Source organism: Mycobacterium sp. ZZG (genome assembly GCF_054786995.1).
The window spans coordinates 62084-77309 of the sequence record NZ_JBTBFV010000014.1 but is presented as its reverse complement, the minus strand read 5'-3'; the positions used below and the strand labels follow the sequence as shown (position 1 = coordinate 77309).

The 15226-nt window shown below is 69.7% G+C and carries 10 protein-coding genes; 4 read left to right on the top strand and 6 right to left on the bottom strand.

Features of this window, described 5'->3' with window-relative positions:
• Window positions 1–37: 37 nt before the first annotated feature.
• Genes ACXMYJ_RS10955 through ACXMYJ_RS10945 form a run of 3 tightly spaced genes read right to left on the bottom strand, consistent with a single transcriptional unit; the run spans window position 38 to window position 3191 of the window.
• On the bottom strand, window positions 38–739 hold the full coding sequence (locus ACXMYJ_RS10955; protein ID WP_260754150.1) for a sirohydrochlorin chelatase: 702 nt from the start codon (window positions 737–739) through the stop codon (window positions 38–40).
• A gap of 7 nt (window positions 740–746) precedes the next feature.
• Window positions 747–1478, bottom strand: a complete 732-nt coding sequence (locus tag ACXMYJ_RS10950) for a phosphoadenylyl-sulfate reductase (protein WP_260754149.1) — start codon at window positions 1476–1478, stop codon at window positions 747–749.
• Between the two features lie 6 nt (window positions 1479–1484).
• Window positions 1485–3191: a nitrite/sulfite reductase gene (locus ACXMYJ_RS10945; protein WP_260754148.1), complete on the bottom strand. Its 1707-nt coding sequence runs from the start codon at window positions 3189–3191 to the stop codon at window positions 1485–1487.
• Between the two features lie 351 nt (window positions 3192–3542).
• On the opposite strand from ACXMYJ_RS10945, the gene hemW reads away from it, so the two are divergent.
• Window positions 3543–4682, top strand: a complete 1140-nt coding sequence (hemW, locus tag ACXMYJ_RS10940) for a radical SAM family heme chaperone HemW (protein ID WP_443187960.1) — start codon at window positions 3543–3545, stop codon at window positions 4680–4682.
• Here hemW and ACXMYJ_RS10935 read toward each other — a convergent pair whose 3' ends face one another.
• Window positions 4683–5543 carry an LLM class F420-dependent oxidoreductase gene (locus ACXMYJ_RS10935; RefSeq protein WP_260754147.1) on the bottom strand — a complete coding sequence of 287 codons (861 nt, stop codon included), beginning with the start codon at window positions 5541–5543 and terminating at the stop codon, window positions 4683–4685.
• A gap of 48 nt (window positions 5544–5591) precedes the next feature.
• Here ACXMYJ_RS10935 and ACXMYJ_RS10930 point away from each other — a divergent pair, with 48 nt between their 5' ends.
• Complete coding sequence (locus tag ACXMYJ_RS10930; protein ID WP_443187933.1) at window positions 5592–5975, top strand: nuclear transport factor 2 family protein; 384 nt, start codon at window positions 5592–5594, stop codon at window positions 5973–5975.
• A 78-nt stretch (window positions 5976–6053) separates the two neighbouring features.
• Window positions 6054–11234, top strand: a complete 5181-nt coding sequence (locus tag ACXMYJ_RS10925) for a type I polyketide synthase (RefSeq protein WP_460356048.1) — start codon at window positions 6054–6056, stop codon at window positions 11232–11234.
• A gap of 58 nt (window positions 11235–11292) precedes the next feature.
• Here the strand turns inward: ACXMYJ_RS10925 and ACXMYJ_RS10920 are convergent, their stop codons facing one another.
• Entirely contained in the window at window positions 11293–12693 is a 1401-nt protein-coding gene (locus ACXMYJ_RS10920) for an HNH endonuclease signature motif containing protein (protein WP_460356046.1), read from the bottom strand.
• Between the two features lie 217 nt (window positions 12694–12910).
• Between ACXMYJ_RS10920 and ACXMYJ_RS10915 the strand changes: the two genes are divergently transcribed.
• Complete coding sequence (locus ACXMYJ_RS10915) at window positions 12911–13417, top strand: putative immunity protein (protein ID WP_260758185.1); 507 nt, start codon at window positions 12911–12913, stop codon at window positions 13415–13417.
• 55 nt (window positions 13418–13472) lie between these two features.
• Here the strand turns inward: ACXMYJ_RS10915 and ACXMYJ_RS10910 are convergent, their stop codons facing one another.
• Window positions 13473–15134, bottom strand: coding sequence for a (2,3-dihydroxybenzoyl)adenylate synthase (locus ACXMYJ_RS10910; RefSeq protein ID WP_460356044.1), 1662 nt, complete (start codon window positions 15132–15134; stop codon window positions 13473–13475).
• Window positions 15135–15226 lie beyond the last annotated feature (92 nt).

The following is a 15226-nucleotide window of genomic DNA, read 5'->3' as shown; positions in this document are numbered from 1 at the left end:
CGCCCCCACAGTACCGACTCTGGGAAAGCGCTGTGAGTCAGGCGGCCGCGTGCACCGCGAGAGCCGCGTCGAAACGGTCCAGCACCGTCGCGGCGACCTGCCGGTGCGCGCCAAGCGGCGCCGACATCGGGATGCCCTGAGCCGCAGCGAATTCGGCGACCCGGTCGGTGATCCGGCCGTGCGCGAGAAACCACGGCGCGATGACCAGCCGGGTGGCGCCACGGCGGCGCAACTCGTCGGCCGCCTCGGCGAGAGTGGGTTGCGGGCCGGTGGCGAACGCCGTCGTCGCGGTCCACCGGGTGGTCAGCGTCAGCTCACGTGCCACCGTCGCGGTGCGGGCATTGGCCTGCGCGCGGGACGAACCGACCGCGGTCACCAGCACCCCGACGCTCGGATCCAGCCGCGAGATCCCCGCGTGCTCCAGGCGCTGCCGCAGCACGTGAATCAGTCGGTCATCCTCGCCGAGCACGTCGGCCTGACAGACGTTCGCGCCCGAGTCCGCGATCATCTCGGGGATGTCCACCCGGGCGTGGTACGCGTCGGCCAGCAACAGCGGCACCACAACCGAGGGCCGGCGCAGCGTGCACAGCACGTCACGCAGATTCGGAGAGTTCTGCTCGCAGAACGCGATTCGGGCATCCAGGCCCGGACGCAGCCACCGCACGCATTCGACGATCGCGCGCGCCGTCACCGCCGACCGGGGGTCGGCACTGCCGTGCGCGGTCAGGACCAGCGTCACCGGAACCTCACGATGCGTGCAGTCCGCATTCCGTCTTGGACTGGCCCGCCCAGCGACCGCTGCGCGGATCGGCACCCTCGACCGGCTTGTTGGTGCACGGCGCACAGCCGATCGACGGGTATCCCTCGTCGACCAGCGGATTGACCAGAATGCCGTGGGCGTCGATGTAGGCCTGCATGTCCTCGTCGGTCCACGCCGCCAGCGGGTTGATCTTCACCAGGCCGAACGCCTTGTCCCAGCTGATCAGCGGCGCGTTCGCGCGGGTCGGCGCCTCCACTCGGCGGATGCCGGTCACCCACGCCGAGTAGCCCTGCAGCGCCTTGGACAGCGGTTCCACCTTGCGCAGCCGGCAGCACTCGTTGGCGTTGCGCTCGAACAGGTTCTTGCCCAGCACCGCGTCCTGCTCGACGACCGTGCGCTCGGGGCGCACGTTGACGACGTTGACGTCGTAGACCGCCTCGACGGCATCGCGGGTGCCGATGGTCTCGACGAAGTGGTAGCCCGTGTCGAGGAACAGCACATCGACCCCGGGACGCACCTTGGACGCGAGATCGACGAGCACCGCGTCCTGCATGTTGGAGGCGACGATGTAGCCGGATCGACCGGCCGCCCCGCCGGCGGATCCGAAGTGCTCGTCGGTCCAGCGCAGCAGTTCCTCGGCGGTGGCGTCCGGCCCGAGCTCAGCGGCACCGCGCTCGGCCAGCTGCTGCAGATCGGTTTCGGTCAACAGGTCGGTCACCTCACATCACCTCAAATCCGCATCGTCGGCGCGAAGCGCCCACGTCGCGAAACGCTCGCCGTCCTCGCGTTGTTTCACGAAGTTGCGCACGACACGCTCGATGTAGTCACCGAGCTCGGTCGCGAGCACCTTGTGCTGGCGCAGCTTGCGGCCGAAACCGCTGTCCAGGCCCAGGCTGCCGCCCAAGTGCACCTGGAAGCCCTCCTCAGGGCCGTTTCCGTCGTCAACCATCTGGCCCTTGAAGCCGATGTCGGCGATCTGGATGCGGGCGCAGGAGTTGGGGCAGCCGTTGATGTTGATGGTGACCGGCACGTCGAGCTGGGCGTTGATGTCCTCCAGACGCTTCTCCAGCTCGGGCACCAGCACCTGGGAGCGGCTGCGGGTCTCGGCGAAGCTCAGCTTGCAGAACTCGATGCCGGTGCACGCCATCAGGTTGCGCCGCCAGTGCGACGGGCTCGACGGCAGGCCCAACGCGTCCAGCCCGGCGCGCAGCTCGTCCAGTTTGTCGTCGGGAACGTCGAGAATGATCAGCTTCTGGTACGGCGTGAACCGGATCCGGTCGCTGCCCGCCGCCTCGGCGAGGTCGGCCACCCTGGTCAGGATGGTGCCCGAGACGCGGCCGGCGATCGGCGCGACGCCGACAGCATTCAGGCCGTTCTTGAGCTTCTGCACACCGACGTGATCGATGGGCCGGGTGACCGGATCGGGAGCGGGCCCGTCGATCAGCGGGCGCTTCAGGTACTCGGTCTCCAGGACCTCGCGGAACTTCTGCACGCCCCAGTCCTTGATCAGGAACTTCAGCCGGGCCTTGGAGCGCAGCCGCCGGTAGCCGTAGTCGCGGAAGACGCTGACCACGCCCTCCCACACGTCGGGCACCTCGTCGAGCGGCACCCACACCCCGACCCGCTGGCCCAGCATCGGGTTGGTCGACAGCCCGCCGCCGACCCACAGGTCGAAGCCCGGACCGTGCTCAGGGTGGTTGACGCCGATGAACGCGACGTCGTTGACCTCGTGCACGACGTCCTGCAGGCCCGAGATCGCGGTCTTGAACTTACGCGGCAGGTTGGAGTACTCCGGCTTGCCGATGTAGCGCTTGACGATCTCGTTGACCGCCGGCGTGCCGTCGATCACCTCGTCGAGCGACTCACCCGCCAGCGGCGAGCCGAGCACCACGCGCGGGCAGTCGCCGCACGCCTCGGTGGTCTGCAGCCCGACCTCGTCGAGCCGCCGCCAGATCTCCGGCATGTTCTCCACCTGGATCCAGTGGTACTGGATGTTCTGCCGGTCAGAGATGTCGGCGGTGTCCCGGGCGAACTCGGTGGAGATCTCGCCAAGGGTGCGCAGCGCCTTGGCCGTCAGCGCGCCGCCGTCGCTGCGGACCCGCAGCATGAAGTACGAGTCCTCAAGCATGTCGGTGTTCTCGTCGCCGGTCCAGGTGCCGTCGTACCCCGGCTTGCGCTGGGTGTAGAGGCCCCACCAGCGGAACCGGCCGCGCAGGTCACCTTTGTCGATGCTCTCGAAGCCGTTCTTGGCGTAGATGTTCTCGATGCGCGCCCGCACGTTGAGCGGGTTGTCGTCCTTCTTGGACTGCTCGTTGGGATTGAGCGGCTCGCGGTAGCCGAGCGCCCACTGGCCTTCGCCGCGCGGTCGCTTGGCGGGCTTGGCGGGTTTGGTGGCTGCCGCCGGCGAGCCGGCTTCATTTGTCGTGGTCATGGATCGGGCTCCTGGTCGGAGCCGGCGTTCAGATCGCGCGTCAGTCCGGTGGCTGTCCGGCGGCGCAGATCCGTCGGCCAGCTGATGTTGGTTAGGGCTGGGTCCTACAGAATCCGCAAGCTAGGGCAGACAACAACAGGTGCACACGCGCTTGAAGTCGACATGACGGCGCACCACCAGCGAGACCCGGCGGGGGAAGCTGTGGGCAGTCACGTCGGCCATTGTGCCACGGACACCCACACCGACCCTAACCGGCCGATATTTGCGCTCAGGCTGAGCGAAACCCCGCTCTGGAAGACTGGGCAGGTGACACCGCTTTCCGACACCGCGCAGCGGCCCCTGCTGCCTGAGATGACGGCGGTACCGGGCCGCCCGTTCGGGTTGTACATCCATGTGCCGTTCTGCGCGGCGCGTTGCGGATACTGCGACTTCAACACCTACACCCCGGCTGAACTGGGCGGCGCCAACCCCGACGGTTGGCTGGCCGCGCTGCGCACCGAGCTGCGCCTGGCTGCTGCGCACCTCGGGCACCCGCCGGACGTGCAGACGGTGTTCGTCGGCGGCGGAACGCCGTCGCTGCTCGGTGCGGCGGGACTGAGCGCCGTGCTCGACGCGGTGCGCGACCAGTTCACGCTGGCGTCCGGGGCCGAGGTCACCACCGAGTCGAACCCGGAGTCCACGTCGCCGGCGTTCTTCGCCGGCCTGCGCCGCGCCGGCTACACGCGCATCTCGCTGGGCATGCAGTCCACCGCGCCGCACGTCCTGGCCGCGCTTGACCGGGTGCATTCCCCGGGCCGTGCGCTCGACGCCGCCCGGGAGGCCCGCGAGGCGGGTTTCGACCACGTCAACCTGGATCTGATCTACGGCACGCCGGGGGAGACCGACGACGACCTGCTGCACTCGGTCGACGCGGCGGTCCAGGCCGGCGTCGACCACGTGTCGGCCTATTCGCTGATCGTCGAGGACGGCACCGCGCTGGCCCGCCGGGTGCGTCGCGGTGAACTCCCGGCCCCCGACGACGACGTGCTTGCCCGCCGCTACGAACTACTCGACCGGCGGCTGGCCGACGCCGGTTTCGACTGGTACGAGGTGTCGAACTGGAGCCGCCCGGGCGGGGAGTGCAGGCACAACATCGGCTACTGGGCCGGCGGCCAGTGGTGGGGTGCCGGCCCCGGCGCGCACGGCTACGTCGACTCCACCAGATGGTGGAACGTCAAGCACCCCAACGCTTATGCGGCCGTGCTCGACGACGGCGGCCTGCCGGTCGCGGACTTCGAGCGCTTGGACACGGACACCTCGCACGTCGAGGACGTGATGCTGCGGGCGCGGTTGCGCACCGGTCTGCCGGTGCACGTGCTGTCTGCCGAGGAACGCGACCGCGCCGAACGCGCCGTCGCGGACGGGTTGCTGCGCGCCGACGGGGAGGCGCTGGTGCTCACCGACCGGGGACGGCTGCTGGCCGATGCGGTGGTGCGGGACCTGCTGAGCTGACTACAGCAGCGCGTCGGCGAGCCTGCGCCACTGCTCGCGCGGGAACTCCCGCGGATCCGCGGTCAGCACCTGCACGCAGACGTGGTCGGCGCCGGCATCCATATGCTCCCGCACCCGCCGGCGCACCGCGTCCTCGTCACCCCAGGCGATCAGCGCGTCGAACACCCGGTCACTCACCGAGGTCAGGTCCTCCTCGGTGAAGCCGAGCCGCAGCAGGTTGTTCGCGTAGTTCGGCAGCGCCAGGTACGACGTGAGCCACTGGGTGCCCACCTCGCGGGCCTGGTCGCGGTCCTCGGTCAGCATCACGGTCTGCTCGGGCAACAGCATCGGCCCGGCGCCCAGCACCCCGCGGGCCTGCCGGGTGTGCTCGGGCGTGGTCAGGTAGGGGTGCGCGCCGCCGGCACGCGTCGCAGAGAGCTGCAGCATCTTCGGGCCGAGCGCGGCCAGCACCCGGTTGGCCGTCGGCACCGGCCGCGGCGAGGCGTCGATGCCGTCGAGGAAGGCCTTGGTGGCGGCCAGCGGCTTGCGGTACCGGCCCGGCTCTTTCGAGTCGATCAGCGGTGCGTGGCTGACACCGATGCCGAGCAGGAACCGCTCGCCGTGGGCCTCGGTGAGCGTGGCGTAGCGGTCCGCGACCTCGGCGGGTTCGTGCATCCAGAGGTTCAGGATGCCGGTGGCGATGACCGTCTTCTGGGTGGCCGACAGCAGATTCTCCACCGAGTCGAACACCGGTCCACCGACGTCGGGGATCCACAGGGCCGTGAAACCGAGCTCGTCGAGCTCGGCGGCGGCTTCGGCCGCCTCGTCCGGATTTCCGTACCGCAGTTGCGAACTCCACAGGCCGACGCCGGACAGTTTCATAGCTCCAGTCATACCGTGCCGACTGCCCGGGCCGCTACGGTCGTGCGCATGGCTTTCGACTCCGCCGCGGTGGCCCGTGCGTTCTCCGAGCACCGTTTCGAGCACGCGCTCAAGCACCTGGCCCGGGACGTCAGGTGGACGATCGTCGGCGGCATGGTGCTCGAAGGCGCCGACGCGGTCCGGCGCACCTGCCAGGACACCCTGGAGAGCCTGAAGGGCACGGCGGTGGAGTTCGACCGCCGCGTCACGGCCGCCGGTGGTGACGTCGTCGCCGTCGACACCATCGCCCGCTACGTGAGGCCCGACGGCGTGACCGCGGTGGCCAGCTGCGCGGTTTACGAGTTCGCCGGCGAGCAGATCACGACGATCACGTCGTACGCGGTCGAGGTCGATCCCGAGGACCCGGGAGCGCAGCCACCACCGCATCGGTGATCGAGCCCGCCCCGGGAATCGCCTCGAAACGTCCGGGTACCTCCCTGGGAGCAAACCTGCTGTGCCAGGATGTCCGGCATGTCGACGCCAGGGTTAGGGCAGGCTACCCACACCTATGCCCCCAGTCCGGCCGCGGCGCCGAACGGGACCGCTGCACCCGCGCCGATCGCCGTGGTCGGCATCGGCTGCCGGCTTGCGGGTGACATCACCACGGCGCGGGACTTCTGGTCGTTCCTGCTCGCAGGAGGCAGCAAGGTCACCGAGGTGCCTGCCGAACGCTGGGAGCCCTATCTGCACCGCGACCCGCGCAACGCCGCGCTGCTGAGGGAGACCACGCGATGGGGGACCTTCCTCGACGACCTCCCCGGCTTCGACGCCGAGTTTTTCGGCGTCTCGCCGCGCGAAGCCGAGCTGATGGATCCGCAGCAACGTCTGGCCCTCGAGGTGTCATGGGAGGCGCTCGAACATGCCGGCATCCCACCGCGTTCGCTGGCGGGCAGCGACACCGCGGTGCTGATGGGTGTCAACTCCGACGACTACGGCAAGCTGCTGATGGAAGACATCGCCGGTATCGAGGCGTGGACCGGGATCGGCACATCGCTGTGCGGGGTGGCCAACCGGGTGTCCCATCTGCTGGATCTGCGCGGGCCCAGCGTCGCGCTCGATGCGGCGTGCGCGGCGTCGCTGGTGGCGGTGCATCAGGCCTGCCAGCTACTGCGCGACGGGGAGACCTCGCTGGCGCTCGCCGGTGGGGTGAGCGCCCTCATCGGTCCCGGCCTGACGCGGGTGCTCGACGTCGCCGGCGCCACCGCACCCGACGGACGCTGCAAGACCTTCGACTACTCCGCCGACGGTTACGGCCGCGGCGAGGGCGCCGCGGTGGTCGTGCTCAAGCGACTGTCCGACGCCGTCCGCGACGGCGACCGGGTGCTCGCGGTGGTGCGCGGCGGCGCGGTCGCCCAGGACGGCAGGACCGTCGGCATCATGTCGCCCAACGGGCAGGCCCAGGCGGACCTGTTCCGGCTCGCCTGCCGCGCCGCCGGCATCGACCCCGCCAGTGTCGACTACCTGGAGGCGCACGGGACCGGCACGCCCACCGGCGATCCCGTCGAGATCTCGGCACTGTCGGCCGTCTACGGCCGAGGCCGGGGTGAGCGTCCATGCGCAATCGGTTCGGTCAAACCCAACACCGGACACCTCGAGGGCGGGGCCGGCGTCGTCGGGTTGATCAAGGCGACGCTGGCGCTGCACCACGAAGAACTGCCGCCCACCGCAGGGGTCCGTACGCTCACCACCGCCGTCGACTGGGGCAGCAGCGGATTGCGGGTGCCCATCGAAGCCGAACCGTGGCCACGGGGGCCCGAGCCGCGGCGCGCCGCGGTGTGCAGCTACGGCTATGGCGGCACCATCGCACACGTCCTGCTCGAAGAGGCGCCCGCCGCTGCCGACGGCGAAACCAGCGGCGGCACAGCGGAGTTCATCCCGCTGTCAGCGCGCTCGGAGCCGCGTCTGCACGCCCAGGCAGGAGCCCTGGCAGAGCACCTGCGCACCGCGCAGATCCCGACCGACGAAGTGGCCGCCACGTTGTGGACCCGTCGAGCCCACGAACAAGTCAGGGCTGCGGTGCTCACCGAGGACGTGCACGCGCCCGTCGACGCACTGGATGCGCTGGCCGCCCAGCAGCGGGATCCGCGGGTCGTGACGGGATCGGTCGTGCCCAATGCGCAGGACGGTGCGGTGTGGGTGTTCTCCGGGCACGGATCGCACTGGGCCGGCATGGGCCGCGAGTTGATCGCCACCGAACCGGTTTTCGCAGCGACAGTCGACGAGGTCGACCGGGTGTTCGGCCGGGAACTCGGCTTCTCCGCGCGCGAGGCGCTGACCACCGGAGTGCTGGGGGACACCGCGCGGGTGCAGGCGCTCACGTTCGCGATGCAGGTCGGGCTCGCGGCGCTGCTGCGCAAGCGCGGGGTCGAACCGGCCGCGGTGATCGGCCATTCGGTGGGTGAGGTGGCGGCGTGTGTCGTCGCCGGGGTGTTCGGCCTGGCACACGGCGCGTCGATCGCGTGCTACCGCGCCCGGGGATTCCGGGCGGTCGCGGGGCAGGGCGCAATGGCGTTGGTGCGCTTGCCTTTCGGTGAAGCCGACCGCCGGCTGGCGAGACGCACCGATGTGGTTGCGGCGATCAGCGCGTCGACGGAGACCACCGTGATCTCCGGGACGGTGGCCGCGGTGGACGAGATCGTCGAGGCGTGGACGGCCGAAGGGATGACGGTGCGCCGAGTCAACACCGACGTGGCGTTCCACAGCCCGGCGATGGACGCTCTCACCGGTGAGCTCGCGCGACTGGTCGCGACGCTGCCCGAGCCGGACCGGGCCCGGGTGCCGCTGTACACGACGGCGCTGCCGGACCCCCGCTCGGATGCGGCGCGTGATCCGGATTATTGGGTGGCCAACCTGCGCGGGCGGGTGCGCTTCGCAGAAGCCGTGCAGGCGGCCGGCCAGGACGGGCACCGTCTGTTCCTCGAGGTGTCGGCCCATCCGGTGGTCGCCCACTCGATCGTCGAGACACTGACCAGCCTGGGCATGGACGACCACGCCGTGGTGCCGATGATGCGGCGTGATCACCCCGAGCGGCAGGCCGTCGGCGCCGCGGTCGGCGCGCTGTACTGCCACGGAGCACCGATCGCGCACGGGTTCACGCCGGCCATGCGGTGGGCCGACCTTCCGGGCACGCAGTGGCAGCACCGCCGGTTCTGGCGCACTCCGACTCCGCCGCCCAATACCCGGGCGCTGCACGATCCCGCGTCCCACACGCTGCTCGGCGGCGCCGTCGACGTGACCGGGGAGGTGCCTGCTCGGGTGTGGCAGACCCGGCTCGACATGGACAACCGGCCCTACCCCGGTGACCATCCGGTACAGAACACCGAGATCATCCCCGCCGCCGTGCTGTTGAACACCTTCCTGACCGCGGCGGGATCGGGCCTCACCGACGTGCGGCTGCGCACCCCCGTGCCGCCGGGGCGGGCCCGCGACATCCAGGTGGTGCTCCAGGACCGCTCGCTGCGGATCTCCTCGCGACTCACCGACGACGACAGCGGCGACGAGTCCGGATGGCTCACCCACAGCAGCGCCGTCGTGGCGACCGACGAGGACTTCGCCGGCGAGCTCAACGAGTTGATGAGCGGCGGCATCCACACCGCCACCTGGGACCGCTGTTCCGAGCAGCTGCCGCCCGGCCACGTCGTCGACACGCTCGGGACACTCGGTGTGGCGGCGATGGGCTTCGACTGGCAGGTGCACGAGATGCGCTGTGGTGCAGGCGAACTGCTCGTGCGTGTGAGCGCCACCTCAGACGGCTCGGCGCCGCGTTCCTGGGCTGCGCTGCTGGACGCGGCGACGTCGGCGGCATCCACGGTATTCGACGGCCCGCCCCGGCTGCGGATGCCGGCACGCATCGACCGCGTCCACGTCTGTGGCGAGCCACCGGCCGTGGCCCTGCTGCATGTGCGTCGACGGGAGGGCACCACGACCGACGTCGCGATCGCCGACGAGTCGGGAGCGGTGCGTGCGTCGCTGACGGCGATGACGTTCGAGGAGCTGGAAAACGCCGGGGGTGCGGACACGTCCCGGATGCTGCACCACATCGCATGGCACGAAACCGCGTTCGACGTCGGCGACCGACCGGCTGAGGTCGCCGTCGTGGGCTCCGAATGCGACGCGGTGCTGCGGTCCCTCAATGACGCCGGGGTTGCGCATCGCGTCTACGACAGCGTCGAGCAGGTGCCCGGCGACGCCGGCCCGCGCTCGGTGGTGCTGCTGCTGCCGCGAGCAGATTCGCCGGAGGCTGCGGCCGAGCAGGTGCTCGACACCGTGAAACGACTCAACGGCAACGGTTCTCAGGCGCGTCTGTGGGTTCTCACCCGAAACGTGCACGAGGGTACCAACCTGGTGCACGCACCGTTGTGGGGCATGTCGCGCGTTGCCGCGGCCGAACATCCGCATCTGTGGGGCGGCGTACTCGACCTCGCCGACGGGAAGGTGCCGCTCGGTGTGCTGGCGTCGCTGCCCGGCCACGGCGTCGTGGTGGTCCGCGATGGTGTCGCGTTGACCGCCCGACTGACGCATGCGCGGGCCAACGGTGCACCGAAGACGTCCATGCCCGGCGGAGCGCCGATGACGTGCACGCCCGGCGGAACATATCTGGTGACCGGCGGCACCGGGGCGTTGGGGCTGCGGGTCGCGCAACGCCTCGCCGACCTCGGCGCACGCCGGCTGGTGTTGTTGTCGCGCTCAGGGATGCCGCATCGCAGAATGTGGGCCAAGACGCCGACGGAAGCGGTTCGCGCGGTGTCCGCGCTGGAGGAGCGCGGCGTGTCCGTGCACGTCGCCTCGATCGACATCGGGGCTTCGGGCGCCGTCGATCAGCTGCGTGCGGTGCTGGCCGACCTGCCGCCCGTACGGGGCGTGGTCCATGCGGCCGGTGTGGAAGCCGGTGCGCTGCTGCTGAATACGTCTGCAGATGATTTGCGGACCGCGATGCGCCCGAAGGTGTCGGGCACTCTGGCGTTGCACGAGTTGTTCCCGCCCGAGCAGTTGGACTGGATGGTGCTGTACTCGTCGTGCGGCTACCTGGCCGGCTTCCCCGGGCAGGGTGCGTATGCGTGCGCCAACGCGTTCCTGGACGCTATGGCCAGACATCGCCGCAGCCTCGGGGACAACACGGTCAGCGTCGCGTGGACGGCGTGGCGCGGTCTGGGTATGGGATCGACGTCGGGATTCGTCGCAGCACAGCTCGAAGCGCTCGGTATGGGGACTGTCGGCGCCGACGACGCGATGCGGGCGCTGGATTCGGCCATGCGGGGCGACGACCCGAATGTGGTTGTGCTACCCCTGCTTCCCGAGGCCGCCGCGGTGCCGATCCTGGCCGATGTCGCACCGACCGGGGTCGCGGAAACACGTGATGCCGTACCGGTCGGGCCCGGCGAAGCCGATCTGGGCGAGTGGGTGGCAGAGCAGGTCGTCGAAGCGGTGGCCGTTGAACTCGGGCTGCCTGACACCGATGTGGATCTACGGGTTCCGTTGGTGGAGGCCGGTGTCGACTCGATCATGACCGTTGCGCTGCGGCGGGCGCTGGAGAAACGCACGGGTCTGTCGCTGCCTCCGACACTGCTCTGGGAGCACCCGACGGCAGCGGCTGTGATCGACCGGATCGTCGAGCTGCTCGCGCCGCACACCGAAAAAGCCGACGTCGCCTGATCTTTCGGCAGCGAGATCATCCCGTCGCACCAAGGCTCGGCTCCTGCCTCGGTGAGCGCTACGGTCCCTGGTCGTCTTCGGGGAGTAGGTGGCGTTCGGGGTGGTGGTAGCCATTGATCAGCTGCGTGCGGTGCCGGCCTGTATCGAGCCCTGGTGGTGGGTGCCATTCGGTCTGGTTCTCGGCGTTTTTGGTGGTGGTCCAGCCGGTGGTTTCGATCATCCGGTTGTGCGGCCCGCAGGCGAAGGTGAGGTCGTCGATGTCGGTCTGGCCGTCGTTCTTCCAGTCCGCGACCGCGTGGTGGACCTGACACCAGTACCCCGGCACGGTGCAGCCGGGCCGGGTGCAGCCACGATCACGGCCGTGCAGGACGATCCGCTGGGCGGCGTTGGCGAACCGTTTGGCCCGACCCAGATACAGGCTTTGACCGGTGTGCTCGTCAAAGACGTACAGATAGTGGTGGGCCTGGGCGGCCATGTGGATCAGATCGGGCATCGGCAGCAGCGAGCCGCCGCCGGTGACCGCCACCCCGGCCCCCTTTTCCAGCTCCTGCAAGCTGGTCGAGACGATCACGGTCACTGGTAACCCGTTATGGCTGCCGAGTGTCCCGGATTCCAGGGTGCGGCGCAGCAGGGCTTTGAGGCCGTCGTGATTGCGCTGCCCTTCGGTGCGGGTATCCCGACCCGTCTCCGGGCCCGCCCCGGCCCCGCCCGGCTCGTCCTCGCCGGGCCCCTCGGCCGGCTCCTCGCCCGGCTGCGGGTCGGGCATGTTGGCCCCGGGGGCGGCTTCTTTGGCCAGGGTGGCCTCCAGGTAGGCGCGGGTTTCGGCGTCGAGGTAGCCCGAGATTGTGCTGAATCCGTCACGCTGCTGCTTGCCGATCCTCACCCACCGTTTCCGGGCCACCTCGTCGTCGGTGGGTTCGGGGCCGTCCTGATCGATCATCATCAACAACCGCCCCGCGGCCGCATCGAGCTCCTCAGGGCCTAGACCCGAGCCCAGGCCGGCCAGGTGGGCATCGGCGGCGGCGCGGGTGTCCACATCCACCCAGGCGGGTAGCTTCTGGTGAAACTTCGCGATCACCGTGATGTGCTCTTCGTCCAACAGGCCCTGGGCCTGGGCGGCAGCGGTGGCTTCCCACAGCGGCGCAAGAGGCTGGCCCGTCATCGCCCGCCGCGGCCCCAGCATTTTGGCCCGTCGCAGCCGCCGTCCCGCTTCGGCGCCACTGACCCGCAGCGCGGTGGTCAGCACGCCCTTCCACGACGATTCCCCGAGTCGGTGGGGTTCGGTCTCGTCGATCAACCGGGCCAACACCTTGTGCTCGAGGGCCGGCACGGTGCGCAGCACCGTGGTCAGCTCGGCCAGCAGCCCGACCAACTCACGATGGGTCAGCTCCTCGGCGGCTTTCGACAGGATGGCGACCTGCTCAGCGATCGCCCCCACTGCCTCGGACACCAGCTCCATATATCGAACACTAGTGCGAACCACCGACAAAAAACGTCCCGGCAGGGTGCGAAAAAGAGATCCATGGAGGATTCTTGCGCCGCTTACGGCAACCGTGATCATCGGCGACGAAAAGCCGTTCCACGGACCGCCACGTGGCATTGTCCTGGTGACGGGACGTCACAAGTAGCAAGTGGGGGAAGGCGCGGGCGTGGCATCGGGCGACTTCGAACTGTCGATGAGCGAATTGCGTAGCGTGGCTCGCTTCGTCGCCGAGACCGCCGAAGAGCTCCTGCCGATGTTCGAGGACGCCGATCCCCGCGACTGCAGGCCGAGGAACGCCATCGCTGCCGCCTGGCGCTTCGTTCATGGCGCGCCCAGGACGAAGCAGCAGCGCGTCGCCTCGCTGGAAGCCCACCGCGCGGGCCGGGAGGCATCCGAGGAGGTGGCGCGCCTGGCCGCACAGGCAGCAGGGGACGCCGCATCCGCTGCCTATCTTCATCCCATCGCCCGACCGCATCAGGTGGGCCACATTCTGCGTGCCGCCGCGAACGCCGCACGGGTAGCCGAGATCAACGCCGGCGGCGACCCTGACGCTGCCATCTCCGCGATCCGGAGAGCGCGGCAGCGTGCGACGCCCGAGCTGATTGACGTCCTGTGTCGTTACCCTCCGGCGCCGGCCGGCAGGAGCCGCGTCGCCCAGCTGATGTCGAGTTTGGACGCGACGCTGCGGGCCCCGCGCTGAACGACACGGCCGGATGCGGCCTGGCACGGCCAGAAATGCCGGGCCGACGTGTGTGTCAGGACGTCAACTGCGCGACCAACTGCTTCTTGTCGACCTTGCCCACCGCCGTCATCGGCAACGATCGCACCGGGGTCAGCACGTCGGGGCGTGCGTGCTTGGACGCACCGCGCCCGTCGAGAAACGCGTTCAGCTCGGCCAGCGTGATCGGCGCACCGAGGAAAACCACTGCCGCACAGATCTTCTCGCCGAGATACTCGTCGGGGAGCGCCACGGCGGCAGCCGTGTAGATCGCCGGGTGGGTGTGCAGGTGGTCTTCGAGGTCGGTCGCCGACACTGTCTCGCCACCGCGGTGGATCACGTCTTTGACCCGGCCGGTCACCTCCACGTACCCGGCGCGTGCGCCCTCGGAGAAGATCCGAACCCGGTCGCCGGTGCGGTAGAAGCCGTCCGGGGAGAACGAGCGGGCGTTGGCGTCGTCGGCCCGGTAGTAACCGTTGAGCGTGTACGGTCCGCGGACCAGTAGCTCGCCCTCCTCCCCGGGTGCCACCTCGTCGCCGTTCTCGTCGACGACGCGCATCTCGTCGTGTGGGGACATCGGCCGGCCCTGGGTGTGGACGACGACGTCCTCCGGGTCTCCGGGCCGGGTGAAGTTCAGCATCCCCTCGGCCATCCCGAAGATCTGCGACATGCCAGGGGTCAGCCGGTCGAGGATGAATCGGGCCTCTTCCGGGCTCATGCGGGATCCGCCGACCTGGACGAACCGCAGCGAACTCGGCAGTACCGGCTCCCACTCACATGCCTGCGCCCACAGCTTGGCCAGCGCGTTGACCAGTCCGGTGACGGTGATCCGGTACTTGTCGATCAACGCGAACGCGTTTTCGGGGCTGGGGTCGGCGGTAAACACCGTCGGCGCGCCGACCGTCATCGAGCCGAGCAGGCCGGGGCAGGCCAGCGGAAAATTGTGTCCGGCGGGCAGCGCGACCAGATAGGCGTCGTCCCCGTTCATCTGGCAGGCCTGGGCGCAGGCGGTGGCGTTGTAGACGTAGTCGTCGTGGGTGCGCGCGATGAGTTTCGGTAGGCCGGTGGTGCCGCCGGAGACCAGCAGCAGCGCGGGCAGGCCGGGGTCGATCCGCGGACGCTCGAGCAGTGGGCCGGCATGGTCGCGGATCGCCGCCCACGAGACGAACGGTCCGGATGCGCCGTCGACGATCACATGCCGCCACGCCGGGTGTTCGGCGGCCAGGGCGGCGGCCATCCCCCGGTAGTCGAATCCGCCGGCCTGGTCTCCGACGATGATCGCGACGGCGCCACTGACCTCCGCGAAGTGACCCAGTTCGGCGGTGCGATGGCCGGTCAGGCACATCACCGGCACCGCCCCGGCACGCAACAGGGCGAACAGGGCGACGGCGAACTGGCACGAATTCGGCAGTTGCAGCAGCACGCGGTCGCCCGGACGGACGCCCAGAGCGGACAAACCGGCGGCGGCTCGGTCGGCGATCGCGTCGAGCTCGGCGAACGTATAGCTCTCGGCGGAGTCGATGATCGCCGGTTTGTCGGGCCACGAGGCCGCGGCGTCGGTCAGGATCGAGTCCAGGGACCGACCCGTCCAGTACCCGGCGTTGCGGTAGGTCTCGGCTCTGTCCTCGGGGAACGGCACGAAGCCGTACGCCAGGTCCGTGAGGTTGTCGCCCTGCTCGGTCGAGAATCCGGTGCTCATCAGTCAAAATCGCCGCTCTGGGTAGGAGTTTTCGGTGACCCGAATATAAGGTAGCCTCCACTAAGTTAGGGCAGCCTGCACTTAATCCGGCG

Bases quoted from the DNA above. Each gene is read 5' to 3' on its own strand.
- ACXMYJ_RS10945 (WP_260754148.1), bottom strand. From the start codon at position 3,191: ATGACCACGACAAATGAAGCCGGCTCGCCGGCGGCAGCCACCAAACCC.
- ACXMYJ_RS10925 (WP_460356048.1), top strand. From the start codon at position 6,054: ATGTCGACGCCAGGGTTAGGGCAGGCTACCCACACCTATGCCCCCAGT.
- ACXMYJ_RS10920 (WP_460356046.1), bottom strand. From the start codon at position 12,693: ATGGAGCTGGTGTCCGAGGCAGTGGGGGCGATCGCTGAGCAGGTCGCC.
- ACXMYJ_RS10935 (WP_260754147.1), bottom strand. From the start codon at position 5,543: ATGAAACTGTCCGGCGTCGGCCTGTGGAGTTCGCAACTGCGGTACGGA.
- ACXMYJ_RS10930 (WP_443187933.1), top strand. From the start codon at position 5,592: ATGGCTTTCGACTCCGCCGCGGTGGCCCGTGCGTTCTCCGAGCACCGT.
- ACXMYJ_RS10915 (WP_260758185.1), top strand. From the start codon at position 12,911: ATGAGCGAATTGCGTAGCGTGGCTCGCTTCGTCGCCGAGACCGCCGAA.
- ACXMYJ_RS10910 (WP_460356044.1), bottom strand. From the start codon at position 15,134: ATGAGCACCGGATTCTCGACCGAGCAGGGCGACAACCTCACGGACCTG.
- hemW (WP_443187960.1), top strand. From the start codon at position 3,543: ATGACGGCGGTACCGGGCCGCCCGTTCGGGTTGTACATCCATGTGCCG.